The sequence below is a fragment of the Vibrio sp. 2092 genome (assembly GCF_033339635.1).
GTDB lineage: Bacteria > Pseudomonadota > Gammaproteobacteria > Enterobacterales > Vibrionaceae > Vibrio > Vibrio alginolyticus.
Genome location: NZ_JAWOUY010000006.1, coordinates 76,566 through 101,872 on the forward strand (window position 1 = coordinate 76,566; position 25,307 = coordinate 101,872).

Here is a 25,307-nt window from a genome sequence, read left to right on the forward strand (position 1 = left end):
AAACAAGATACTAGTAATTAGAATGTTAGTAGGAATAGCAGCCACACATCTCCTATTTCACAGTACAACCTAAAAATTTAACGCTCAAAAAAAGAACATTATTTCATAAGCTGTTAGCTACAGGGTGCGAAATAGCGTTATTTGACGAGCAGAACAGAAAAAATCAATACAAACAAAAATCCCCAGCAATGCGCGATCACATCACTGGGGACTTTTTCATCAATATAAAATCTAAGTCAGCTTAAGTTACTTTTTATCCGACTTTTCCTTATACATTTCTTCAATTTCATCTTGGTATTTGTCATTGATGACTTTACGACGAAGTTTTTGAGTTGGCGTTAACTCACCATCATCCATAGAGAAAGCTCTTGGTAACAATTTAAACTTCTTCACTTGTTCAAACTTTGCCAACTCTTTTTGAAGATCGTTCACACGCTTCTCAAGCATCTCGACCACCTGGTGGTGCTTAATCAACTCAACGCGATCGTGATATTTGATATTCAGCTCTTTCGCGTACTCTTCTAGCGAGTCATAACAAGGCACGATAAGCGCAGAAACAAACTTACGAGTATCCGCAATGACTGCGATTTGCTCGATGAAGTGGTCTTTACCAATAGCACCTTCAATCATTTGTGGAGCGATGTATTTACCACCTGAAGTTTTCATCAACTCTTTGATACGATCGGTGATGAACAAGTTGCCATTTTCATCAATGTAACCAGCGTCGCCCGTTTTTAGGAAACCGTGCTCATCAAAGGTCTTTTCCGTCTCTTCTGGCATTTTGTAATAGCCACGCATCACCATTGGACCACGAACCAGAATCTCGTTGTTTTCGCCGATCTTAACCTGTGCGCCAGGCATCGACATACCAATAGAGTCGGGGTTAAAACATTTATCATCCCAACACGATACTGTCGCCGTGGTTTCAGTCATGCCGTAGCCCAACTTAACGTTGATACCAATCGCATGGAAGAATCGACCGATGGTTTCATCCAGCTTTGCACCACCACAAGGCATAAAGTTGATTTGCCCGCCAAGTAGCGCACGCAGTTTGCTCAGAACCAACTTATCCGCCAAAGCGTATGACTTACGCAGCAAGAGCGATGGCTGACGTTTTTCTTGATGACAAGCGGCCATTTTTGCGCCCATGTTGACTGCCCAAGTAAACATGATCTTACGGTGAATCGGCGCGCGAGACACTTTCTCGTGAATCGCAGAGAAGATCTTCTCATAGAAACGCGGTACGGCACACATCACGGTAGGTCGCACCTGGCTCAGTGCATCACGTACTTGCATGGTGTCTTGCAAATAGCAGTTGGTCGCCCCTTTGTACAATACATAAAAGGTCCAAGCGCGCTCAAATACGTGTGACAACGGAAGGAAACATAATGACACGTCACTTTGAGAAAGGCTCAAGCGCTGATCGTGCCCTTCCAATTGCGCCGCAATGTTTGCGTAGTCCAACATAACGCCTTTTGGCTGGCCTGTTGTACCCGAGGTGTAGATCAGCGTGAGTAGATCATCTTCTTTTGCCTGATCTAAACGCGCGTCCAATTCAACTTGATATGTAGTGTCGCCTTTGGCAACAAATGCTTGCCAAGAGATAACGAAATCATGATCGCCAAGTTCTATATCATCAGACATCGCAACAATGAGCTCTAACTGTTCGCACTGGTCGAAAATGCTCACGGCTGCATCAAATTGAGGCTGTTCACCAACAAACAGAACTTTGACGTCTGCATTGTTAATGATGTACGCCGACTGGGCGGCAGTATTGGTTGGGTAAATAGGTACTGTCACGCTGCGTAATTGCAGTGCTGCGATATCAGCGATCGTCCATTGCGGCATGTTGTTCGAGAAAATGCCGATCTTATCTTGGACTCCTAATCCCTGAGCCAAAAGTGCAAGTGATAAAGCATCAACTTGCTGACCAAATTGCGTCCACGTAATACCTTGCCACTCCTCACCCACTTTATGCTTGAGTGCAACGCGTGTACCACCGTTCGCAATTTGTTCACGAATACGTTTAACGATATGAAAATCTAACTTGGCCATTCTTTTACTTACCTTTTGGCTTACAGGCGTAAGCTAATTGAGCGAACAAGTGTACTCACGGCTTGCTAAAACGCAACTGACCAGTATCAAACTTATCACTAATAAGAGACAACTATCACTTATACGTCGCGAACGTACCTCAAATTGCTGAATGATTACTCTATTTAACTTACTGTTTCGATTGTTGATTACGAAAACAAAAAGCCCCGAGAGACAAAAATCGCTCGGGGACCAATGAATTGTAAAAATTGATGATTACCAATATGGTCTAATCGAGAAGACCAAACGTCATCTTATTTTGCGGCAACGACTTCACCACAAGTGATCATCAGTTGATCGCGCAGCCAAATGTGGCCTTTATCTTTTTCGCTTGATTCATGCCAGCTTAAGAAGCCGCTGATTTCTTTGTTCGCAAATGGGAAATCAAGAATTTGCAGTTGATCGCTGTTTACCGCATTTTCCGCCATCCAACGTGGTGCAATAGTCACAAGCTCAGATTGACCCACCACGTATAGTAGGTTGCTTAAACTAGAACCTTCATACGCCGCTTGGCAATCCAGTTCACGGTACGCTTGCTCTGAGAAACTACGTTGGCCATGCACTTTCGATAACTTCGCATGCTTTTCGTTAAGCAGTTGCTCAGCCGTCACACCACCTTGAATGCGTGGGTGTGTTTTTGATGCGATAACCACTAATTCATCTTTGAAGATTTCAGTACTTGAGAAACCTTGCTCATCAAAACGAGCGTAGTCGATCACGAAATCAATTTCTTGGTAGCGCATACGCTCAGACAACAAACGGTCAAATTCTGCATCTAGGTGAAGCTGAACGTTTGGTGCTTGTTGATTCACTTTTGCCATGATCTTCGGAGCAAAACGCATGTCGCAAGGGCTGCAAATCGCAAGCTTGAATAAGCGAGTCGAAGATTCTGGTTGGAATACAGAGCTAGGAAGTTCATTGCGAATCAGCTGTAGTGCTTGGCGAATAGGGCCAAACAGTTGACGTGCTCGTTGCGTAGGCTGAATACCACGGCCTTGGCGCATGAATAGCTCGTCGTTAAACATCACTTTTAAGCGTGCCACGGCGTTACTTACCGCCGGCTGAGACATACCTAGGTTATGTGCTGCACGAGTAATATTTTGCTCTTGCATTACAGCATCAAATACAGTCAGTAGGTTTAAATCTACACCACGCAAAGTGCTTTCCATACGGTAGCTAGCAATTGCGCTCATCGCGTCTTTCTTCTCTAACATTGAGTGCGCCTCTTTTGTAATCGTCAACTTTGTTCATTAAATTCATAACGAATAGAATCCCATCTCGCACAAAAGACGGCGGCTGGATTCGAATCATTTTACGAATAGATAACCTAACTTTTTATTATATTTATCGTCCGGATACTTCCGGCTCGAACTGTACTATCAACTAATCGATTGCGGTTTCGCAACTAGATTGATATTTAATCAGTAAATTTTAGCCAATTAGGTATTTATTTGTTAAATAACAAAGACTTGATAAAAACATAAAAAACTATAAAACACGTAAAAATGCATTCTTTGAGGACGTATTTAGCAAATTGATAGGACAGGCGGTCAACACAAGCATGCATTTAGCTCAGTTATTAGTTGGAATAAGAACAACAGATGACAGCTATACCTCTGATTGAATTTTGCACTTATCAGTCAAATTATCAGCAAATACACACTGAATAGAAATGAGAGAGGAAGAATAAAAATGCAGCCTTCCAAACAGAAAGGCTGCAACAAAATCGTGTCAAAAATGGAAGGAACAATGTACTTAGAACAACGTACTTAAATGTTCGACACGTAACTTGGAAAATCAACCTGCTCCCACAGCTGTCTGGATAACTCTGCTTTTGAATCCCATGCACCTTGCAGTACCCAATGAACAATAGCCTGAGCAACATCTGGGTATTTCACACTTTCGGCTTGTTGCTCCTTTAGCCACTGGCGTACTGCGGAAATGTCTAAGCTCTCCATCGACATCGCAAGCCCTAAATCTTCTAAGGTCGCAACATTGCTCTGCTGCTCGAATTGACCCGCGAGTGGCTTTAGTAACAATTTTTTCCCCAAAGACAAGGCTTCTGAAGGAAGCTCAAACCCACCATTAGCAATGACACCACTACAGCGATGCAAATGATGCTGGAAGTTGCTGTGGCATAAAGGGCGCAGTTCTATGTTTTCTACCTGCTCACATTCGATCACATCCGGGTGATAACAGATAAACGCTTGTTGATTAAAGTGGAACAATAAGTCCGAGATATCTTCAATCGATTCGAACGGTAGATACACCAACACGAAGTCGTCGTTTTCTGCTTGGCTATCGACGGTATGCACTATCGGTGGTAACAAAGGTTGATCAAAATGATGCCAATGCAAACCAAGGTGGTGTTGAGAAGGCGCAAAGTATTCAATGACGGATTTATCTAACCAACTTGCTCCCTTTAGTGGCACCGGATAACGGAAAGCATTTTGGTGGCTGATACCAATAGAAGGCTTATTTTGTTGTCTCGCTGCCCACGCAGTCACAGGTTCGAAATCATTAATGATAAGATCGTAGGACGATAGATCGAGTTGCTTAACTTCTTTGAAAAACTGCACCAAATTGTTATTCAATGCTGTTTTCGCGTAGTTTACAGAGCCTTTTTCGGTAATAAAGGTGAAGCCTCGGCGAGTCTGGTAATCGCCAAATGCTTCCATTGAAAAGTATTTTTCCGGCGCTCGCCCAGAAAACAAAAAGTCGACCTCAACATCGTGCTCTTTAAACGCATGACTCATCGCCCTTGCGCGTGCAATATGTCCGTTTCCTGTCCCTTGAACACCGTACAAGATTTTCATCAATTAGCCTCCTAACATCGCAATCGCTAATCCACCACAAAGACTGCCAAGCAGTGCACCAATGATGACATCGGTAAAAAAGTGCACACCCAATAAGATTCGCGCGGTTCCGATTAAACTTGCCCAAAAGAATGCAGCAACGCCTAGGCTCGGATAGAAATGATCAATCAGCGTCGCCATGACAAACGCAGCGGCAGTGTGTCCTGAAGGAAGACTATAGCGATCAGAGGGGGTAATAAAAGCAGGAAGGAGTGCACTAAGCTCTTCAGGGCGACGACGCTTAAAACTATTTTTCAGCGTCCAATAAATTGGTAGCTCGATAGCAAAAGCAAGTAAACCCGCCAGTAAAAACCATACTCCTTGCTCCTTATCTAAATACCAAGCTAATAACCCCAACACCAAGTAAAGATGCCCGTCACCACTGTGGGAAACTCCTTTACTGATATTGGCGACTTGTTGATTAAAACGGTGCTTAAGACAAACACTAGAGAGCGCTAAATCAAACTTAGCAATGGTTGCAATTGGCTGTGTAATTGTCTCTATGGTTCGCATGTGACCTTTCCTTACTTTGACAACGCCTTTTTGTGAAAAGTAGGAGGTTTAGGTGACAACAGCATGACGGGAGTTTGGACAATTAATGACAAAGGCCAAATTAAGGTGTGCCCAACGATTTATCTATTGGGCATAACCATAAAAATAGAACATTAAGAAGGGTTTGATGGTTGCGGTTGAGGGGTGTCTATATACCAGACTTTTCTCTTCTTGCGGCAGGCGCGCAAAGAGCCTGTCGTCATGTCGCCATCTTTTGTAAGCTCATAGCTCAGTGAGCGGCAAGTATAGTTTCCCGACAGTTCATGCTCTATACTCGTTTGCTCCGTTTTACTCGAGTTAGGCTCTAGTAGAGGGTTAGGCTGAGTAGATAAAATGTCACGATTTATCACATTGCTGCGCGCATAATCCTTATGGACATAACCTTTTATCACTCCTTTCTGTTCAACGAGAAACCAAGGTTGATCAACCACTTTTGCTAGCACATTAAAGACTTCCCCTTTCGATAATACGCCAAGCTTTGCCCCTTCAAGACTCGGTTTGGAGCGTAGGTTTAATGTGGTCTTAGAGCGGTAAGAGACATCCATAAACTCTACTGGGTTTGAGGTATCGACACCTTCAGTAGTTGGTCGGAAAACTTCCGCTTGCTGTTTCTCACTAGGTTGAACACGGATCTTCCACCAAGAATACGTTTCCGGATCTTTACCTTTAAACTTATTTCGGCTGTCAGACTCAAGGGCAACAAGCATCTGATTCAAGAACGATTCGCGTCCTTCATAACTCAAAAATCGATCCATTTGATCATTGATGACCATGACGCTCTGTGAGTGATCATTCATAACAACGGGGGAAGCCACTTCCACATAGGTCTGCGATTGAAACAGCTGACAACCCGACAAGCTGACCAGAGTAAATACTATGGCTGAACGTCCAAATTGTTTTGTTAACCTCATTCTTTCCCTAACCCTTATATTTCTTTTACCTAGTGCAACTGCACTACTATAAATGGTCATTCAAAACTTTTGCCAAACAATTCGGACCTTTGTGTGACAAGTCGCAATCCCGATGCTTGTTTTGGTAATGAAACGTCGCAAACTTGATGAGAACTTACTTCTTCTAGCACGTTTCTATCGCATCATGTCGTTTCACTTAGTGCATCATTTTTTTCAAGCAAACGAAAAGATTCATCCGATATGAATAAAAAATCGACTTTAGGGTTGACGCGCTTCATGGAGTGCGGTACTAATTTGTTAACTTAATTATGTGGAAAGCTTAACAACTATGTCAGCTCATTTTTCTATCCTGCTTAGCCTCCTCCTGATCGTGACCAGTTCGCGCGGGTAGGCTGTGGAAGAAAAATAACCACACCAATTTCTAAGAACCCGCATGAGAATGCGGGTTTTTTTATATCTAAATACTGGAAGTAAACGATTCACTTGCGCGAAAGTGCAGAAATCAGGAAGGAAGCAAACATGAACGATCAGGTCATTATATTCGACACCACATTGCGTGATGGCGAGCAAGCGTTGTCAGCAAGCTTGACGGTTAAAGAAAAACTGCAGATTGCCTATGCGCTGGAAAGACTCGGCGTTGATGTTATCGAAGCTGGCTTCCCAATCTCTTCACCAGGTGATTTCGAGTCTGTACAAACCATCGCAAAAAACATAAAAAACAGTCGAGTTTGTGCCCTTTCGCGTGCCGTTGCGAAAGACATTGATGCTGCCGCTGAAGCATTAAAAGTGGCTGACCAATTCCGTATCCACACGTTTTTAGCCACTTCCACCATTCACGTAGAAGACAAACTACGCCGCAGCTACGACGATGTACTAGAAATGGCAGTCAACGCCGTTAAACATGCGCGTAACTACACTGATGATGTCGAGTTTTCTTGTGAAGATGCAGGTCGTACTCCTATAGACAACCTATGTCGCATGGTAGAAGCCGCCATCAATGCAGGTGCGAGTACAATCAACATTCCAGATACCGTTGGCTACACGGTACCAAGTGAGTTTGGTGGGATTATTGAAACCCTATTTAACCGCGTTCCGAACATTGATAAAGCGATCATCTCCGTTCACTGTCACGACGATTTGGGGATGTCAGTTGCCAACTCTATTGCCGCCGTTCAAGCTGGCGCACGTCAGATAGAAGGCACGATCAATGGCATTGGAGAGCGAGCGGGTAACTGTTCACTTGAAGAGATCGCAATGATCATCAAGACGCGTCAAGAGTTTTTGGGCGTTCACACTGGCATTAAGCATGATGAAATTCACCGCACCAGTAAGTTGGTTAGCCAGCTATGCAATATGCCGATTCAAAGCAACAAAGCAATTGTGGGTGCAAATGCATTTAGCCACTCTTCAGGCATCCACCAAGATGGCATGTTGAAGAATAAGAATACCTACGAAATCATGACCCCTGAGTCTATTGGCCTAAAAAACCAAGCTCTGAACCTAACCAGCCGCAGCGGTCGCGCTGCCGTGAAGAGCCATATGGATACCATGGGTTACAACGAAGACGAGTACAACCTAGACGCGCTGTATGCGGATTTCTTGAAACTTGCTGATCGCAAAGGCCAAGTGTTCGATTACGACCTAGAAGCCCTAATGCACTTCTCGAACTTGCGTGAAGAAGATGACTTCTACAAATTGAGCTACCTAAGCGTGCAGTCTGGCAGCGTAATGGCTACCACCAGCATCAAAATGCAATGCGGTGATGAAGAAATGTGTGAAGCAGCGGTCGGTAATGGCCCAGTTGATGCGCTATACCAATGTATCTACCGCGTGACAGGCTACGACATCGTTCTGGATAAATTCGACCTAACCGCGAAAGGTGAAGGTGAAGATGGTTTGGGTCAAGCAGACATCATTGCCAACTACAAAGGTCGCAAATACCACGGTACGGGTGTTTCCACCGACATCGTTGAGGCTTCCGGCCAAGCATTATTGCACGTTATTAACAGCATTCATCGTGCAGATAAAATCGAAGAAATGAAGCAGAAAAAGATTGCGACTGTGTAATAACAACCGGGCTACACGGCTCAGGAAAGAACACGCTCGTTGAAATAATTAAGCTCAAAATTAGAAAACTTAAAGGATTAACATGACAGACAAATCGTACAAAATTGCCGTCCTACCCGGTGACGGCATTGGCCCGGAAGTAATGGCGCAGGCACATAAAGTATTGGATGCAATCGAAAAGAAACATGGTATTGCGTTTGAGCGTGACGAGCATGATGTAGGTGGTATCGCGATCGACAATCACGGTTGCCCACTTCCAGAGAGCACAATAAAAGCATGTGAAGAGTCTGATGCAGTCCTATTCGGCTCGGTTGGCGGCCCTAAGTGGGAGCACTTACCACCAAATGACCAACCTGAACGCGGTGCCCTACTGCCACTACGCAAACACTTCCAACTGTTCTGTAACTTACGTCCAGCGCAAATTCACTCAGGTCTTGAAGCTTTCTCACCGCTACGTGCAGACATCTCGGGTCGCGGCTTTGACATCGTGGTAGTCCGTGAACTGACGGGTGGTATCTACTTCGGCCAACCGAAAGGTCGTGAAGGTGAAGGCGCAACAGAAAAAGCATTTGATACTGAGGTGTACCACCGCTTTGAGATCGAACGTATTGCAAAAATCGCTTTTGAATCTGCTCGTCTACGTCGCAAGAAAGTGTGCTCTATCGACAAAGCGAACGTTCTACAAAGCTCTATCTTATGGCGTGAAGTAGTCGAAGAAACCGCAAAAGACTACCCAGATGTCGAGTTGTCACACATGTACATTGATAACGCGACTATGCAGCTTATCAAAGACCCAGCACAGTTCGACGTGATGCTGTGTTCAAACATCTTCGGCGACATCATTTCTGATGAGTGCGCGATGATCACTGGCTCTATGGGCATGTTGCCGTCAGCAAGTCTAAACGAAAGCAAATTCGGTCTGTACGAGCCAGCAGGCGGCAGTGCACCAGATATCGCAGGTAAGAACATCGCTAACCCAGTGGCACAAATCCTGTCTGCGGCACTGATGCTACGTTATAGCCTAGGTGAGGAAACGGCGGCACAAGACATCGAAACGGCAGTTTCAAAAGCGCTATCAGCGGGGGAACTAACGGGTGACCTTGCTGGTGACAACCCAGCACTTTCGACGTCTGAGATGGGCGATAAGATCGCTGAGTACATCTTAAACTCTTAATACAAAACAGATTAATAATAAATACTAAATCCTCGGTCAACCAATGGCTTTCCTCTAAGTCATTGGTGCAATAGCAAGGCAGCAAGCCCATTTATATTAAGGCGTTTAGTTCGCTAAATAACTGGATAAATGGGTGCCGCTAACGCAGTTATTGCGGCAAAGGCGACGAGGAAAGGAAGCAAACAATGGGCAAAACATTATACGAAAAAGTCTACGACGCACACGTTGCCGTCGCAGCAGAAGGGGAAAACCCAATCTTGTACATCGACCGTCACTTGGTACATGAAGTGACGTCTCCGCAAGCATTTGACGGCTTGCGTGAAAAAGGTCGTAAAGTGCGTCAGGTCAGCAAAACTTTTGCCACCATGGACCACAACGTTTCAACAACCACCAAAGACATCAACGCATCCGGTGAGATGGCACGTATCCAGATGGAAACGCTATCGAAAAACTGTGAAGAGTTTGGTGTTACGCTTTACGACATTAACCACAAATACCAAGGTATTGTGCACGTTATGGGCCCAGAGCTTGGTATTACCCTACCGGGAATGACCATTGTTTGTGGTGACTCGCACACGGCTACACACGGTGCGTTCGGTTCTCTCGCTTTTGGTATTGGTACATCTGAAGTTGAGCACGTATTAGCAACTCAAACGCTAAAACAAGCGCGCGCAAAAACGATGAAGATCGAAGTAAAAGGCAAAGTGGATCCGGGCATCACGGCGAAAGATATCGTGCTAGCCATCATCGGTGAAACGACAGCAGCGGGTGGTACAGGTTACGTGGTTGAATTCTGTGGTGAAGCGATCACAAACCTTTCAATGGAAGGCCGCATGACCGTATGTAACATGGCGATAGAGCTAGGTGCGAAAGCCGGTTTGATTGCGCCAGATGAAACCACGTTCGAATACATCAAAGGCCGTAAATTCTCACCTCAAGGTGCCGACTTTGATGCAGCAGTAGAATACTGGAAGACATTAAAAACTGACGATGATGCTCAGTTTGATGCAGTCGTGACGCTAAACGCAGCAGACATTAAACCACAAGTCACTTGGGGTACTAACCCAGGCCAAGTGATCGCGGTAGATCAACCTATCCCAGCACCAGAAAGCTTTGCCGACCCAGTAGAAAAGGCATCGGCAGAAAAAGCATTGGCTTACATGGGCCTAGAGGCAGGCAAGTCATTGTCTGATTACAACGTCGATAAAGTCTTCGTTGGTTCTTGTACTAACTCACGTATCGAAGACATGCGCGCAGCCGCTGAAGTAGCGAAAGGTCGCAAAGTCGCGCCTCACGTTCAAGCGCTGATCGTTCCTGGCTCTGAGCAAGTAAAAGCGCAAGCAGAAGCGGAAGGCTTGGACGTTATCTTTAAAGAAGCGGGCTTTGAGTGGCGCCTACCAGGTTGCTCGATGTGTCTAGCAATGAACAATGACCGTTTGGGCCCACATGAACGTTGTGCGTCTACTTCAAACCGTAACTTTGAAGGCCGCCAAGGTCGTGATGGCCGTACCCACCTAGTGAGCCCTGCGATGGCAGCGGCAGCAGCAATTGCTGGTCACTTTGTAGATATTCGTGAACTAGACTAAGGAGCAAACCAATGTCAGGCTTTAAACAACACACAGGCTTAGTTGTTCCTCTAGATGCAGCGAACGTTGATACTGATGCCATCATTCCAAAGCAGTTCCTACAAAAGGTCTCCCGCCTAGGGTTTGGTAAGCACCTATTCCATGACTGGCGCTTCCTAGACGATGCTGGCGAACAGCCAAATCCAGAGTTCGTGATGAACGCACCTCGCTACCAAGGCGCGTCTATCTTGCTGGCTCGTGAGAACTTCGGCTGTGGCTCATCTCGTGAGCACGCACCGTGGGCACTGGCGGATTACGGCATCAAAGCGATGATCGCTCCAAGCTTTGCCGATATTTTTTACGGCAACTCGATCAACAACCAAATGGTACCAGTTCGCTTGACTGAGCAAGAAGTGGATGAAATCTTCCATTTTGTTGAGGCGAATGAAGGCGCAGAAGTGGAAGTAGACCTAGAAGCGAATGTGGTTCGCGCCAACGGCAAAGAGTACAGCTTTGAAATCGATTCGTTCCGTCGTCATTGCTTGCTAAACGGTTTGGACAACATTGGTCTAACCCTTCAGCACGAAGATAAGATTGCCGAGTACGAAGCGAATATTCCGAGCTTCTTGCGTTAAGACGCGTTAGTAAATACACAAATCAAGGGCTGGCAATTGTCGGCCCTTTTAATTATTTAGACAACTGATTTTATATCGCTTTGCTTACGGAATACCGAACGCCTCTGTTGAAATTCGTCATCCTGAACAGCGACGAAGGAGTGTGATTCAGGAGCGACTGCCAGAGCGCACTGTGCAGATTCATACTGTCTTTACTCAAGATTTTGTGGGTATTAGATTCCTGATATCGCTTATGCTCCTCAGAATGACGGCGAATAAAGGCCACTGATTACTGAAAGAAAACAAGCACTAAACTGGTCTACACTATCAACAATATCTCATTCAAAGGTATCTCTATGAAGCGTCTGTTATTGCTGTTGTGTGCTCTGGTTTCTTTCTCGACATTTTCCGCTCCAAAATCCGACTTATGGCTATATTGGAAACAATCGAATCAAGCCAACCAAACCCAAATTTCTCATCAAGAATGGCAACAACTGCTCGATACTTATTTAGTTGAACAAGGCGAGAATACCTTGTTTCGTTATAGCCAAGTCTCCTCTGTCGATAAAACTAAGCTGAAACAATACATCCAGCGTTTGGCAAAACTAGACCCTCTACAATACAACCAAGCAGAGCAATATGCCTATTGGGTAAACCTTTACAACGCCATCACGGTAGATCTTATTTTGGATAACTATCCAGTCGAATCAATCACCAAGCTAGGTGGTTTATTTAGCTTTGGTCCTTGGGGAGACGATGTGGTCGTGGTCAATGGGAAGGATCTAACTTTAAACGATATTGAACATCGAATTTTGCGTCCAATTTGGAATGACCCAAGAACGCATTACGCGGTTAACTGTGCCAGCCTAGGATGCCCTAATCTGCAATCTCAAGCATTCACTGCTGACAACACGCAAGCTCTACTGGATAGTGCCGCCAAAACATTTATCAACAGCAGCAAAGGCGTATCTATCCAAGGTAACACGGCACAGCTGTCTTCTATTTATGATTGGTTTGCAACGGACTTTGGTGGAGAAAAACAAATCTTCAAACACATCGCAAAGTACGCACCGCAATACAAAAACTTCTCTGGCAAAGTGAAATACGAATACGATTGGGACTTGAATCAAGCCAACTAAACTGGGGGATGTGAGGTCAATTAGCATTAGGGACATAATAGGCCAAAAGCTAAAGACACCGGCAACTCAAAGACTAAGACATGAAAAAAAAGGGCACTGAGTGCCCTTTTTTACATCCAAATGTTTGATAGAAAACGTCCGACTACTTAAAGCCTTTAACCTTCTTAATAAGATCGTAAGCGTTTTGAATCTCTTGAGATTTCTCTTTCGCGACGTTCATCATCTCTGGTGGTAAGCCTTTAGCCATCAATTTGTCCGGGTGATGCTCGTTCATCAGTTTACGATAAGCACGCTTAACGGTTTTACTGTCTGCATCTGAAGACACATCCAGAATTTTGTACGCGTCGGCCAACTGATCCGCTTGTGAAGCTTGTTGCCAGCTACCACCTGAAGATTGGCCTTGATGCTGACCATGAAAACCGCCCTGGCTTTGGAAACGAAATGCGGCTTCTTGCATTTGCAAACGACGCTCTAATTGCTCAGAAGAGAAACCCAAACCACGTGCAATCTTGTGTAGTACATTTCGTTCACTCGGGTGGATCGAGCCATCTGCAAAGGCCGCCGAGATTTGCAGCTCTAAGAAAAATTGCAACAAGTCAAAGCGACCAGCTGTCGAAATTTTCACACGAACAAGAACATCTTCTAACGGAAAGTCGCTGTCTTTACCTTCACGAAACGCGTCTTGCGCTGCGCGACGCTGTTCGCCATGCAAATTCATGCGGTCCATCATGGCTGAAGCCAGTTGGATTTCCTCTTTGGTGACTTGGCCTTTCGCTTTTGCCACATGTCCCATTACCGCAAACGCCGCTTTAAAAAACTCTTCTTGGCGCTGAGCTTGACTTGGCCCTTTTCCAAAGCCGCCAGTAGAGAACCCGGCTTGACTCAAGCGACGTGCTTTATCGAATTGATGGCCAATAAATAAGCCAAAGAGTAAACCTAGCGGCCCGCCAAGTAACAAGCCAAAAAAGGCACCCAGAATTTTGCCAAAAATATGCATTATGTGTTCTCTATCAATGAATTTTTATCGACGACGGCGGTCTTATAGTGCCGGATGCAACGATTTCCTTTATGATAATGGAATTAGTTTTATTTCGGCTAGGCCATTTCGCCTGCTTATCTTTGCAGCTATTTTGTCGTCATTATGCCACAGTGAATCAATACGCTGGGATAAATGCGACTATAGTTGATTCATTTGGCTATTACGCTAGGGTACAACAAGCCCTATAGCCATCGAGTAGTAGTGACACAGGAAAGTTCAATTCAATGCAACATTTCTCCCGCACATTTTTAGCGGCCTCTATCAGCACCGCCTTGTTTGTACCCACCACTCAAGCTGAAGCGAATATCCATGATAGTGTGCAGGAAATGCCCGCCACAGATCAATGTTTGGTCGATACAAGTGGCGAGGAGGACGCTCTTAATACCCCAGTAGTGGTAGAAGCTGACACCCTGCAAGCCATCAATGGTGACAAAGCTCAGTACTCAGGTAATGTACAAGTCACCCAAGGCCAGAAGAAAATTACCGCAGATAGCGTAACGCTGCACCAACAAGACAACGTCGTGGTTGCCGAAGGCAACGTGACTTTCAATGACGGCCAAGTCAAAGCTCGATCTGCTCGTGTTACTAACGACATTAATCAAGATACGTTTTCACTTGAGAACACCGATTATCAGTTCCTTTGCCAACAAGGCCGAGGCACTGCAGCCTATATCGCCCGCACAGGTCAGTCGGTTTATGAACTCGAAGACGGCTCTATCACATCGTGCCCTCAAGGCGATAATTCATGGCGATTGGTTGCGTCAGGCATCGATGTTGACCAAGATGAAGAGACAGCGACGCTGCACCACCCTCGATTTGAAGTGTTAGATGTGCCTGTTTTCTATGTGCCGTATCTAACCATGCCAATTGGAGATACGCGTAAAACGGGTTTCCTCTTCCCTTCTTTATCGTACGGTTCTAGTGATGGTATGGAAGTCGAGGTGCCATTCTATTGGAACATCGCGCCTCAATATGACATGACACTCACCACGCTCTATATGCAGCAACGTGGTACAAAACTCGATACTGATTTCCGCTACCTAACAGATGGTTGGGGAAATGGGGAAATCAAAGGCGAATACCTCAATAGTGATCGCAAATATCAGGACGAGTCTCGTTGGGGCTACCAAGTTAAACACGACGGTATCATCAATAAACAGTGGATAGTCAAAGTTGATTACTCAAAAGTGAGTGATATTGATTACTTCCTCGATCTCGACTCCGATATTGGTAACCGTGAAGATGGTCAACTGGTTCAAGAAGGACAAGTACAATATCGTTCTGACTTCTGGGATGCCTCGTTAACCGTTCGTGACTTCCAAATCTTATTGAAAGAAGAGAACCGCCCTTATCGCCTGCTTCCTCAGTTAGACTTGAACTACTACACGCCGTTGTGGGGAGACTACCTTAACTTTGACGTGAAGAGCCAAGTCAGCCGCTTCGATACCAGCGATGCTGCGCGACCAAATGCGACCCGTGTTCACATTGAACCAGGGCTTACATTACCACTCTCAAACTCATGGGCAACGTGGACAACAGAAGCGCGTGTGCTCTCTACGTATTACTCTCAAGACTTAACGGGTTTGACAGATGTAAACTTGCAAAACCAGTTGGATGATGAAGTTTCTCGTGTTATTCCTGAGTTCCGTACGCATGCGCAACTTTACTTAGAGCGAGATACAAGCTGGATCAAGGGCTACACCCAAACACTGGAGCCTCAGCTGCAGTACTTGTACGTACCTGAAGAAGATCAGACCAACATCTACAACTACGATACCACCTTGCTACAAACCGACTACTACGGGCTATTCCGCAGTCGTAAGTACAGTGGCATTGATAAAATCGCCTCGGCGAACCAGTTAAGCTACGGTGCGAGTACTCGCTTCTTTGATGATGACTATAAAGAGCGTCTTAACGTTTCATTTGGTCAGATTTACTACTTCGATAAAAAGACCAAACTGAGCAACAGCCCAAATCTTCCGGATGAGACAACCAATTACTCATCATGGGCGATTGAAGCTGATTTCAACTACAACGATTACTTGTTCTATCACGGTGGAATTCAATACGATATTGATTTGAGCTCCATGCAGTTGGCAAACAGTACCTTGGAATACCAATTCAACGGCGGCTTTATTCAGGGTAACTATCGCTACGTTACGCGTGAATACATCGAAGATACGATCATTCTCGAAAACCTAGACACAATTACTCGTAAAGGTATTTCTCAAGCAGGTATTGTAGCGGCCTACGAGTTCAACCCGAACTGGTCTGCGAGTGGTCAATACTACTACGACCTCAATGAAAATGCGGACCTAGAATGGTTAGCGAGCCTACGTTACCAATCTGACTGTTGGTACATTGGCGTCACTTACTCAAACCAATTGCTTGGTTGGGAAGACCAAGCTATCGGCAGCACCGGGGCATCACCTGAATACGAAAATAACTTCAGCGTTAACTTCGGTATTCAAGGCTTTGCGACTAACCAGCGTGAAGACACTGCTGTCAAAGAACTGGATGGTTCTGACAACGCGATTAAGTACGGCCGCCCATTCTATCTGAACAATTAATCAAAATAGGCGTCTTAAATGAATAAGACGCCTATTCAAAAATACTGACGGAATTTTAAATGAAAATTTGGAAATCAATCTTATTCACGACCCTACTCTCTTGCGGAGCGGTTGCAGCACCAGTAGAGATCGATAAGGTTGCGGTCATCGTGAATGACGGTGTAGTTCTACAAAGCGACATCGAAACAGCGATGAAAACGCTGCAAGCCAACGCTCGTCAAAGTGGAAAGAGCTTACCTTCTACCAGCGTGTTAAAAGAACAAGTCGTTGAAAAACTTATCATTGATACGTTGCAAGGCCAAGAAGCAGACCGTATTGGTGTGCGTATTGACGACAACCGTTTAAACCAAGCGATTGCAGAGATCGCACGTAATAATGAGCAATCGGTAGAACAACTCGCTGCTTCTGTAGAAAGTGAAGGTTTAAGTTACCCAGAATTCCGCGAACAAATTCGTAAGGAAATCGCCGCATCAGAAGCTCGCAATGCACTGGTTCGTCGCCGTATTAATATCCTTCCAGCAGAGGTCGATAGCCTTGCTGAGCAACTATCACAAGAAACCAATGCGACTGTTCAATACAAAATTGGACACATTCAACTGCGCTTCTCTGACGATAAAGAAAAGTCAGCTGTAGAAGCAGAAGCTAAAGCGCTCGCGAAAAAGCTAAACGAAGGTGCAGACTTTACGGAGATGGCCTACGCCTACTCAAAAGGTCCTAAAGCTTTACAGGGTGGTGATTGGGGATGGATGCGTAAAGAAGAGATGCCAACCATCTTTGCTGATCAGATCAAGATGCAAAACAAAGGCAGCATTATTGGTCCATTCCGTAGTGGCGTTGGTTTCCACATCCTAAAAATAGAGGATGTAAAAGGCCTAGAAACGGTTGCGGTAACGGAAGTAAATGCGCGTCATATTTTGATTAAACCAACAGTGATTCTGAGCGACGAAGGGGCGAAGAAGCAACTGAATGAATTTGTACGCCGCATCAAAGCCGGTGAAGCAACGTTCGCTCAATTGGCAACACAATACAGTCAAGATCCTGGCTCGGCAGCACAAGACGGTGAACTAGGTTATCAAACACCAGATCTTTACGTGCCAGAATTCAAGCACCAAGTAGAAACTCTGCCAGTTGGCTCAATCAGCGAACCGTTCAAAACCGTTCACGGCTGGCATATCGTTGAAGTGTTGGATCGTCGCCAAGTTGACCGTACTGACTCAGCGATGAAGAACAAAGCTTACCGTATTCTATTTAACCGTAAATTTAATGAAGAAGCGGGCGCATGGATGCAAGAGCTACGCGCAAGTGCGTTTGTTGAAATCGTGGATGACAACAATGACAACTAATACAATTCGTAGAATTGTCGTAACCGCAGGGGAACCTGCGGGTATCGGCCCAGACTTAGTGCTTGCCCTATCGAAAGAAGATTGGGCGCACCAAATTGTCGTCTGTGCCGATAAGAATATGCTGACGGAGCGAGCCAAGCAGCTTGGCATCGAAGTCCAACTGTCTGATTACAATCCAGAAGAAGCACCTAAAGCACAAAAAGCGGGCACGCTTATCGTTGACCATATCCAAATATCGGAACCTGCGGTCGCAGGCGAGCTCAATGAAGCGAATGGCCACTATGTACTAAAAACGCTAGAAAGAGCGGCTTTAGGCTGTATGAATGATGAATTTGATGCTATTGTCACCGGCCCTGTTCATAAGGGGGTGATTAATCGCGCAGGTGTTGCATTCAGTGGTCATACTGAATTTTTCGCCGAGAAGTCACAAACGCCGCTAGTCGTAATGATGCTAGCAACGGAAGGACTACGCGTGGCGCTGGTTACAACACATATTCCTTTAGCTTATGTGTCCAAAGCTGTCACCGAAGAGCGATTAGAAAAAATCATCGATATTCTTCATAAAGACCTTGTAGAAAAGTTTGCTATCGCACAACCAAACATCTACGTTTGCGGGCTTAACCCTCATGCTGGCGAAGATGGCTGCTTAGGTCGTGAAGAGATCGAAACCATCACTCCGACACTGGAAAAAATTCGACAAGAAAAAGGTATCAACCTGATCGGCCCTCTGCCGGCTGATACCATTTTCAATGAAAAATATTTAAATGATGCTGATGCTGTTTTAGGCATGTACCATGATCAAGTGTTGCCAGTATTAAAATACAAAGGCTTTGGTCGTTCAGTAAACATTACTCTTGGTCTACCTTTTATTAGAACATCGGTGGACCACGGTACTGCATTAGATCTGGCAGGGACAGGTCAAGCGGATACAGGGAGTTTCCGAACAGCGCTCACGCATGCGATAGATTTGGTAGAGAAGAAACAATGAGAAATGATGTCCATTTAGGACACAAAGCGCGTAAACGTTTTGGTCAAAACTTCCTGAACGATCCATACATTATTGATGGAATCGTATCAGCGATTAACCCAAAACCAGGTCAAAACCTGGTTGAAATCGGTCCTGGTCTTGGAGCAATTACTGAGCCAGTAGGTCGTGAAGTAGATAAGTTCACAGTTATCGAATTAGACCGCGATCTGGCGGAACGCCTACGTACTCACCCTGAACTGGCAGATAAGTTGACCATCCATGAGGGTGACGCTATGCGTTTTGACTTCACTCAACTAGTGAAGCCAAACAACAAGCTGCGCATTTTTGGTAACTTGCCGTACAACATCTCTACACCATTGATGTTCCACCTTTTTGAGTTCCATAAAGACATTCAAGACATGCACTTTATGTTGCAAAAAGAAGTGGTAAACCGCTTAGCCGCCGGCCCTGGCAGCAAAGCTTACGGCCGTTTAACGGTAATGGCTCAGTACTACTGTAAAGTGGTACCGGTACTGGAAGTACCGCCAACGGCATTCGTTCCACCACCGAAAGTGGATTCTGCCGTTGTTCGTTTAGTACCTTACGAAGAGCTGCCATGCCCGGCGAAAGATCTGCGTTTGCTCGATCGCGTTTGTCGTGAAGGCTTTAACCAACGTCGTAAAACAGTTCGTAACTGCTACAAATCGTTGTTAAGCACAGAAGTACTAGAAGAACTAGGTGTTAATCCAAGCATGCGTCCAGAGAACCTGACGCTAGAACAATTCGTCGCAATGGCGAACTGGCTTGCGGATAACCCGCAGCACTAAGAACTCAAACAATGAGCCAAACCCTTGTAGGTTTGGCTTATTATTATTGGGATATTACGTTTCTGAGGAGTGCACATGGACGTCATTCAACCTTGCATCAAAATTCAAGTTCACACCAAATACATCGAAGAACAGTCCAACCCAGAGCTACAACGCTACGTTTTCGCTTATATCATCACCATCAAAAACCTTAGCCAGCAAACCGTACAGTTAGTGAGCCGCCGCTGGCTAATCACAGACTCGAATGGCAAGCAAATGACGGTTGAAGGTGACGGAGTGGTAGGCCAGCAGCCCTTTATTCCAAGCAATGATGAATACACGTACAGTAGCGGAACCGCGTTAGAAACCCCTGTCGGCGTTATGCAAGGACACTACAAAATGCTGGATGAGAAAGGGCAAGAGTTCATCACCGAAATCGAACCATTTCGCTTGGCTGTTCCAAATGTTTTAAATTAGTAAATTGGAGATTCAGTGGCTACCTATATTGTTGGTGACATCCAAGGCTGTTTTGATGAATTGCAGCGACTACTAGAAAAAGTATCTTTCTCTGCGAAAAAAGACCAACTTTGGCTTGCTGGTGATTTGGTCGCCAGAGGGCCTAAATCACTAGAAACGTTACGCTTTGTGAAGTCACTTGGCGCAAGCGCAATCGTGGTGCTTGGTAATCACGACCTTCACCTTCTCGCAGTGGCTCACGGGATAAAAAAGGTCAAAGACAAAGATAGAACCGCACCTATTTTCACGGCCCCTGACAAAGAGGAATTACTGACATGGCTAGCTCAGCAACCTCTATTGGCCGAGCATGACGAGTTCGTGATGTGTCATGCTGGCATATCACCGCAGTGGAATCTAAAAACAGCGAGAAAGTGTGCCCGTGAAGTTGAGCGCATCATCCAAAGTGGAAAGCTCCCTTGGCTATTAAAAAACATGTACAGCAATCAACCTGATTCTTGGGATGACTCTCTACAGGGTTTGGAGCGATACCGTTATATTATCAATGCTTTTACGCGGATGCGCTTTTGTTTCCCTGATGGTCGTTTGGATATGGATTGTAAATTGCCACCGCAACAAGTTTCCGGTAACAAACTTATTCCATGGTTTGATGTGCCCAAACGTATTCACTTAAATAAAGCGGTGCTCTTTGGGCACTGGGCAGCACTACAAGGCTATATGAACAACGAAGTCATCGGGCTAGATACTGGCTGCGTTTGGGGCGGAAGCCTGACCATGATCCGTTGGGAAGATAAGAAAATTTTTACTCAGGATGCGTTAAGTTAAACACTGAATAACAGTCGATAATCCATAGTAGGAAGAATACTTGTCACTTAACACCTCCTGTAGGGTCATTCCAACGAGCCTTAACGAGACGAGGAATCTAATATCCTCGCGCTGCGAATAGATAGAAATACCTTTGACAACAAAGTACTCGTATAGAGGCTCCTGAACCTCGCTCGTTCGTCGCTTTTCAGGATGACGGTAGGTTGGGATGACCGCTCGCTGCTATACGAACGGCATTACCCCGTTTTAATCTCGAATTACTTCTCTAACACCGTAAAACGCATGTTGTAGGCGTTCTTCTCATCGGCTTGATACATTTCTGAGTAAGTTTCCTTAAACTCGTCTCCCCAATCTGGGAACTGAGTATCACCATCAAAGGCCGCTTCAATGTGTGTTACATACAGTTTATTGGCCATCGGCAGACAAGATGCGTAAATCGCACCACCACCAATGATCATCACTTCTTCCACGTCACCAGCCACGTCCAAAGCTTGCTCAATCGATGTTACGGTAGTGACGCCTTCGATCTTTAGTGTCTCATCACGGCTAATAACAATATTCAAGCGACCTGGTAAAGGGCGACCAATAGACTCGTACGTTTTACGTCCCATAATAACCGGTTTACCCATGGTACAACGCTTAAACCAAGCAAAATCAGCGGGAAGGTGCCAAGGCATTTGATTGTCTTTGCCAATGATGCGATTGTCGGCCATCGCGGCAATCATACTAATGATCATGTTAGGTCCTTATACAATTGGTCTGCGGCGATAGAATAACAGCCCTGGAACCGCAAGACCAACAGCTAAACCTGCAATAATAAACATGGCCTTAAGAAAGTTTTCCATACAGGTTGCGACAAGCTCGGGTGAGTAGCCAACATGATTGATCTCTACCATAGCGATCATTGCTTTGTACGCAAACACACCCGGCACCATCGGGATCAAAGCAGCCACAGTAAACACTTTTGGATGCGCGAGAAAACGGTGAGACCAGTACACACCAATCATCCCAACTAACGTCGCAGCAAAAAAGGTTGCCCACTCAATAGGAATGCCAAACTGCATCATCAAGTAGCGGCTACCATGACCAATCGCACCACCAACAGCGCAATACACTAAAGCTCTTTGTGGCACGTTAAAAACCAATGCAAATCCTACGGCGGGAATCGCCGCAAAAAACATGTCATTCAACAGGCCAAACATCAATTCAAATAAACTCATTAGATTGCCCACCCCCAAATTCCAGTTACACTCATCGCAGCAACGATCCCCAAACATGTCGCCAACGTTAGTAAACTAGCCATCACAAATCGAGCAATCCCCATATTAATGTGGCCTTTCAACATATCTGCGACAGAGTTAATGAGTGGGAAACCAGGTACAAGCATTAATACTGACGATGCCATTGCTACGGTAGGTAGATTACCGATTTGGTAAATTTCCGCTTGTGCTGAAATTAAGGTAGTCACAAAAGCGGTCGCAGCAAAGTTCAATAGAGGGTTGAAATGACGATGACCAATTTCTTGGCGAACGATCATGCCACCAGCTGAAGCTAAAAAGGTCATGATGAAGACTCCCCAATCACCACCAGCTAGATGACTGAATGCCGCACAAGACAAGCCAATCATAAACACCACCAACCAGCGGTTATAACGCTCTGGACTGATAGCGTTCAGCTTTTTCTGCGCCATGGTTGCATCGAGCAGACCACGCTCCATCATGATACAGATTCGTTGAATTTGCGTAATAACGCGCATATTGATGCCACGATCAGCGCAGCTTCGGGTGGTGGTGATGCAATGCCCATCCATTACCGTCGTCACAACCAATGCATTAGCTGATAGTGCTACCGCAACTTCATTCACCCCACAAGCTAGGCCAATACGACGCATAATATCGCTCACAAGAGTACTTTCAGCACCATGAGCAAGTAGCATTTGTCCGGCTTGGGCGACAAGACGAGAAATCGATCGTTGAGTAGATACCGCCAACTCTCTAGGCGGTATGGTTTCTAGAGTCATAAATAAGTCTAATTCCTTTTAGGGTGTTACTCATTCATACGCGCGAGGGCCAAACTAACCCTCAAAAAACACGACGTATCGGTTATTGTGCCGTAAATCACATCACCTAAATATGATTTAGATACAAAAAAAGCCGCAATAAATAATTGCGGCTTAATGAATTATAGGCAAACAGGCATTGTTTGACCGTTCTGATTAGTCACGAACGTAGACAACGTGACCGTCATCTTCTTCATCGTCCCAGTCATCCCAATCGTCGTCGTCATCTTCAGTGATAACGTCTTTACCCGCCATCGCATCTTTATGGTAATCATCCCACATGAAGTTAACTTTATCTTCTTCAGCCACTTCTTCCTCTTCGCGAGGTAGGTTATCCATAAAGTCAGCCAGTTTGTAACAAAGCTCTTTAGTACCGTTACGATTGATCGCCGAGATCTTAAAGTACTCGTCTTCCCAACCTAGTGCGTCTAAGATTTCTTGGATCTTCTCATTCGCTTCTTCTTCAGGCATTAGATCAACTTTGTTGAACACTAACCAGCGCGGCTTACTTGCCAGTTTTTCGCTGTATTGTTCTAGTTCATCAATGATCGTCAATGCATTTTGCACCGGATCGGACTGATCAATTGGCATAATATCGATCATGTGCAGCAACACTCGACAACGCTCTAAGTGCTTCAAGAATCGAATACCAAGGCCAGCGCCATCTGCTGCACCCTCGATCAAACCAGGGATGTCTGCAACAACAAAACTTTTCTCTGGTACGACACTTACGACACCCAAGCTTGGGATCAAAGTCGTGAATGGGTAATCAGCGACTTTCGGTTTTGCTGCTGATACTGCGCGGATAAAGGTTGATTTACCAGCATTAGGTAGACCAAGCATACCCACATCAGCAAGAAGCAATAGCTCAAGGCGAATTTCGCGTACTTCACCCTTTGTACCCAATGTTCTCTGACGAGGCGCGCGGTTTACTGAAGATTTGAAACGCGTGTTACCTAGACCGTGCCAACCGCCTTTTGCGATCATCACTTTCTTACCGTGTTCAGCAACTTCCGCCACGATTTCATTTGTGTGGATATCCACAGCGCGCGTACCCACAGGTACACGAAGAACGATGTCTTTACCACGCTTACCTGTACAGTTACCACCGCGACCGTTTTCACCACGCTCAGCTTCGTAGAAGCGCTGGAAACGGTAATCAATCAGGGTATTTAGGTTTTCATCGGCTTGGATATAAACATCACCACCGTCACCGCCATCACCGCCATCAGGGCCACCTTTAGTGATGAATTTTTCACGCCAGAAACTGACAACGCCACTACCGCCATCACCAGCCTGAACTTTTACTACCGCTTCATCTACGAACTTCATCTTTTACTCCGACTACTTCGTGCGTGGATTAAATCTTACTATGTCATCCGACAATTTTAGCAGATGACAGATCTAAGCTCCCAGATTCAAATCGCTTAGGATCTTAGCGAGAAACTTCGATATGTCGACTGCCACAAATAAAAAACCCCGCCGATTCGGCAGGGCTTTTGAATTCAGCTTAAAGCTATTAAGTAATTTGGTTAAAAACCTAATTACTCAGCTTCGATGCTTACAAACTTACGGTTCTTAGGACCTTTCACTTCGAACTTCACTTTACCTTCAGTAAGAGCGAATAGAGTGTGGTCTTTACCGATACCTACGTTGTTACCAGCGTGGAACTTAGTACCACGTTGACGAACGATGATGTTACCTGCAAGTACAGATTCACCACCGAAACGCTTAACACCTAGACGTTTGCTTTCTGAATCGCGGCCGTTACGAGTAGAACCACCAGCTTTTTTGTGTGCCATTGTTAAACTCTCCTAATAGATTAAGCGTTGATACCAGTGATCTTCACTTCAGTGAACCACTGACGGTGACCCTGTTGCTTACGAGAGTGCTTACGACGACGGAACTTAACGATTTTAACTTTATCGCCACGACCGTGTTGTACAACTTCAGCAACAATTTTGCCGCCCTCTACAAGAGGAGCACCAACTTTGATGTCTTCGCCGTTAGCAACAAGAAGAACTTTATCAAATTCTACAGTTGCACCAGTTTCAACGTCTAATTTCTCTAAACGAAGAGTTTGACCTTCGCTTACACGGTGTTGTTTACCACCAGATTGGAAAACAGCGTACATATTTTACTCCGCTTTTTCCGCACAGCCTTTCTTGAGGGTGTGCGCTAAACTAATCATCAATAGGGCGCAGATTCTACAGAATAGATGCTCCTATGACAAGCCATATTTTGAAAAAATTG

At 45.2% G+C, this 25,307-nt stretch carries 23 protein-coding genes; 11 read left to right on the forward strand and 12 right to left on the reverse strand.

Annotated features, from left to right (window positions below; translation table 11 throughout):
- Window positions 1–246: 246 nt before the first annotated feature.
- The 5 genes from R7P80_RS12325 to R7P80_RS12345 all read right to left on the reverse strand — a co-directional run bounded on the left by R7P80_RS12325 (window position 247) and on the right by R7P80_RS12345 (window position 6,412).
- Window positions 247–2,055 carry an AMP-dependent synthetase/ligase gene (locus R7P80_RS12325; RefSeq protein ID WP_033906039.1) on the reverse strand — a complete coding sequence of 603 codons (1,809 nt, stop codon included), beginning with the start codon at window positions 2,053–2,055 and terminating at the stop codon, window positions 247–249.
- A 293-nt stretch (window positions 2,056–2,348) separates the two neighbouring features.
- On the reverse strand, window positions 2,349–3,308 hold the full coding sequence (gene calR / locus R7P80_RS12330; protein ID WP_005379693.1) for a LysR family transcriptional regulator CalR: 960 nt from the start codon (window positions 3,306–3,308) through the stop codon (window positions 2,349–2,351).
- A gap of 555 nt (window positions 3,309–3,863) precedes the next feature.
- A complete protein-coding gene (locus tag R7P80_RS12335) occupies window positions 3,864–4,910 on the reverse strand; it encodes an MJ1255/VC2487 family glycosyltransferase (RefSeq protein WP_005379691.1) in 1,047 nt (348 codons plus the stop codon).
- 3 nt (window positions 4,911–4,913) lie between these two features.
- The gene (locus tag R7P80_RS12340; protein WP_005379690.1) at window positions 4,914–5,462 is read right to left on the reverse strand and encodes a phosphatase PAP2 family protein; all 549 of its coding nucleotides are present in this window, start codon (window positions 5,460–5,462) and stop codon (window positions 4,914–4,916) included.
- 152 nt (window positions 5,463–5,614) lie between these two features.
- Window positions 5,615–6,412, reverse strand: a complete 798-nt coding sequence (locus R7P80_RS12345) for an SH3 domain-containing protein (protein WP_054574255.1) — start codon at window positions 6,410–6,412, stop codon at window positions 5,615–5,617.
- Between the two features lie 519 nt (window positions 6,413–6,931).
- Here R7P80_RS12345 and leuA point away from each other — a divergent pair.
- The 5 genes from leuA to R7P80_RS12370 all read left to right on the forward strand — a co-directional run bounded on the left by leuA (window position 6,932) and on the right by R7P80_RS12370 (window position 12,971).
- Window positions 6,932–8,479 carry a 2-isopropylmalate synthase gene (gene leuA, locus R7P80_RS12350; protein ID WP_005379685.1) on the forward strand — a complete coding sequence of 516 codons (1,548 nt, stop codon included), beginning with the start codon at window positions 6,932–6,934 and terminating at the stop codon, window positions 8,477–8,479.
- 82 nt (window positions 8,480–8,561) lie between these two features.
- On the forward strand, window positions 8,562–9,653 hold the full coding sequence (gene leuB, locus R7P80_RS12355; protein WP_054574254.1) for a 3-isopropylmalate dehydrogenase: 1,092 nt from the start codon (window positions 8,562–8,564) through the stop codon (window positions 9,651–9,653).
- Between the two features lie 185 nt (window positions 9,654–9,838).
- A complete protein-coding gene (gene leuC, locus R7P80_RS12360; RefSeq protein ID WP_225491720.1) occupies window positions 9,839–11,239 on the forward strand; it encodes a 3-isopropylmalate dehydratase large subunit in 1,401 nt (466 codons plus the stop codon).
- Window positions 11,240–11,250: 11 nt separating this feature from the next.
- Window positions 11,251–11,853: a 3-isopropylmalate dehydratase small subunit gene (gene leuD / locus R7P80_RS12365; protein ID WP_042522424.1), complete on the forward strand. Its 603-nt coding sequence runs from the start codon at window positions 11,251–11,253 to the stop codon at window positions 11,851–11,853.
- A gap of 335 nt (window positions 11,854–12,188) precedes the next feature.
- On the forward strand, window positions 12,189–12,971 hold the full coding sequence (locus R7P80_RS12370) for a DUF547 domain-containing protein (RefSeq protein ID WP_225491719.1): 783 nt from the start codon (window positions 12,189–12,191) through the stop codon (window positions 12,969–12,971).
- A gap of 142 nt (window positions 12,972–13,113) precedes the next feature.
- Here R7P80_RS12370 and djlA read toward each other — a convergent pair whose 3' ends face one another.
- Window positions 13,114–13,968 (reverse strand): co-chaperone DjlA, encoded by an 855-nt coding sequence (djlA, locus tag R7P80_RS12375; RefSeq protein ID WP_005383076.1) that lies wholly within the window; start codon window positions 13,966–13,968, stop codon window positions 13,114–13,116.
- Between the two features lie 266 nt (window positions 13,969–14,234).
- Between djlA and lptD the strand changes: the two genes are divergently transcribed.
- From lptD to apaH, 6 genes are all read left to right on the forward strand, one after another.
- The gene (gene lptD / locus R7P80_RS12380; RefSeq protein WP_225491718.1) at window positions 14,235–16,580 is read left to right on the forward strand and encodes an LPS assembly protein LptD; all 2,346 of its coding nucleotides are present in this window, start codon (window positions 14,235–14,237) and stop codon (window positions 16,578–16,580) included.
- Window positions 16,581–16,639: 59 nt separating this feature from the next.
- Window positions 16,640–17,923, forward strand: a complete 1,284-nt coding sequence (gene surA, locus R7P80_RS12385) for a peptidylprolyl isomerase SurA (RefSeq protein ID WP_065274128.1) — start codon at window positions 16,640–16,642, stop codon at window positions 17,921–17,923.
- Entirely contained in the window at window positions 17,913–18,911 is a 999-nt protein-coding gene (gene pdxA / locus R7P80_RS12390) for a 4-hydroxythreonine-4-phosphate dehydrogenase PdxA (RefSeq protein WP_005383085.1), read from the forward strand. The genes surA and pdxA overlap by 11 nt, the downstream gene beginning before the upstream one ends.
- Window positions 18,908–19,717, forward strand: coding sequence for a 16S rRNA (adenine(1518)-N(6)/adenine(1519)-N(6))-dimethyltransferase RsmA (gene rsmA / locus R7P80_RS12395; RefSeq protein WP_005379669.1), 810 nt, complete (start codon window positions 18,908–18,910; stop codon window positions 19,715–19,717). Before pdxA ends, rsmA begins: the two co-directional genes overlap by 4 nt.
- A gap of 75 nt (window positions 19,718–19,792) precedes the next feature.
- Window positions 19,793–20,173 carry a Co2+/Mg2+ efflux protein ApaG gene (gene apaG / locus R7P80_RS12400; protein ID WP_005379668.1) on the forward strand — a complete coding sequence of 127 codons (381 nt, stop codon included), beginning with the start codon at window positions 19,793–19,795 and terminating at the stop codon, window positions 20,171–20,173.
- A 15-nt stretch (window positions 20,174–20,188) separates the two neighbouring features.
- Window positions 20,189–20,995, forward strand: coding sequence for a bis(5'-nucleosyl)-tetraphosphatase (symmetrical) ApaH (gene apaH / locus R7P80_RS12405; RefSeq protein ID WP_115385709.1), 807 nt, complete (start codon window positions 20,189–20,191; stop codon window positions 20,993–20,995).
- Window positions 20,996–21,252: 257 nt separating this feature from the next.
- Here the strand turns inward: apaH and folA are convergent, their stop codons facing one another.
- The 6 genes from folA to rplU all read right to left on the reverse strand — a co-directional run bounded on the left by folA (window position 21,253) and on the right by rplU (window position 25,188).
- Window positions 21,253–21,732 carry a type 3 dihydrofolate reductase gene (folA, locus tag R7P80_RS12410; protein ID WP_225491717.1) on the reverse strand — a complete coding sequence of 160 codons (480 nt, stop codon included), beginning with the start codon at window positions 21,730–21,732 and terminating at the stop codon, window positions 21,253–21,255.
- A 9-nt stretch (window positions 21,733–21,741) separates the two neighbouring features.
- Window positions 21,742–22,215 (reverse strand): threonine/serine exporter family protein, encoded by a 474-nt coding sequence (locus tag R7P80_RS12415; protein ID WP_053306852.1) that lies wholly within the window; start codon window positions 22,213–22,215, stop codon window positions 21,742–21,744.
- A complete protein-coding gene (locus tag R7P80_RS12420; RefSeq protein ID WP_005383089.1) occupies window positions 22,215–23,015 on the reverse strand; it encodes a threonine/serine exporter family protein in 801 nt (266 codons plus the stop codon). Before R7P80_RS12420 ends, R7P80_RS12415 begins: the two co-directional genes overlap by 1 nt.
- Before the next feature lie 195 nt (window positions 23,016–23,210).
- Window positions 23,211–24,386 (reverse strand): Obg family GTPase CgtA, encoded by a 1,176-nt coding sequence (cgtA, locus tag R7P80_RS12425; RefSeq protein WP_005383091.1) that lies wholly within the window; start codon window positions 24,384–24,386, stop codon window positions 23,211–23,213.
- Between the two features lie 212 nt (window positions 24,387–24,598).
- Window positions 24,599–24,856, reverse strand: a complete 258-nt coding sequence (gene rpmA / locus R7P80_RS12430) for a 50S ribosomal protein L27 (protein WP_005383095.1) — start codon at window positions 24,854–24,856, stop codon at window positions 24,599–24,601.
- Between the two features lie 20 nt (window positions 24,857–24,876).
- Window positions 24,877–25,188, reverse strand: coding sequence for a 50S ribosomal protein L21 (gene rplU / locus R7P80_RS12435; protein WP_005383096.1), 312 nt, complete (start codon window positions 25,186–25,188; stop codon window positions 24,877–24,879).
- Window positions 25,189–25,307 lie beyond the last annotated feature (119 nt).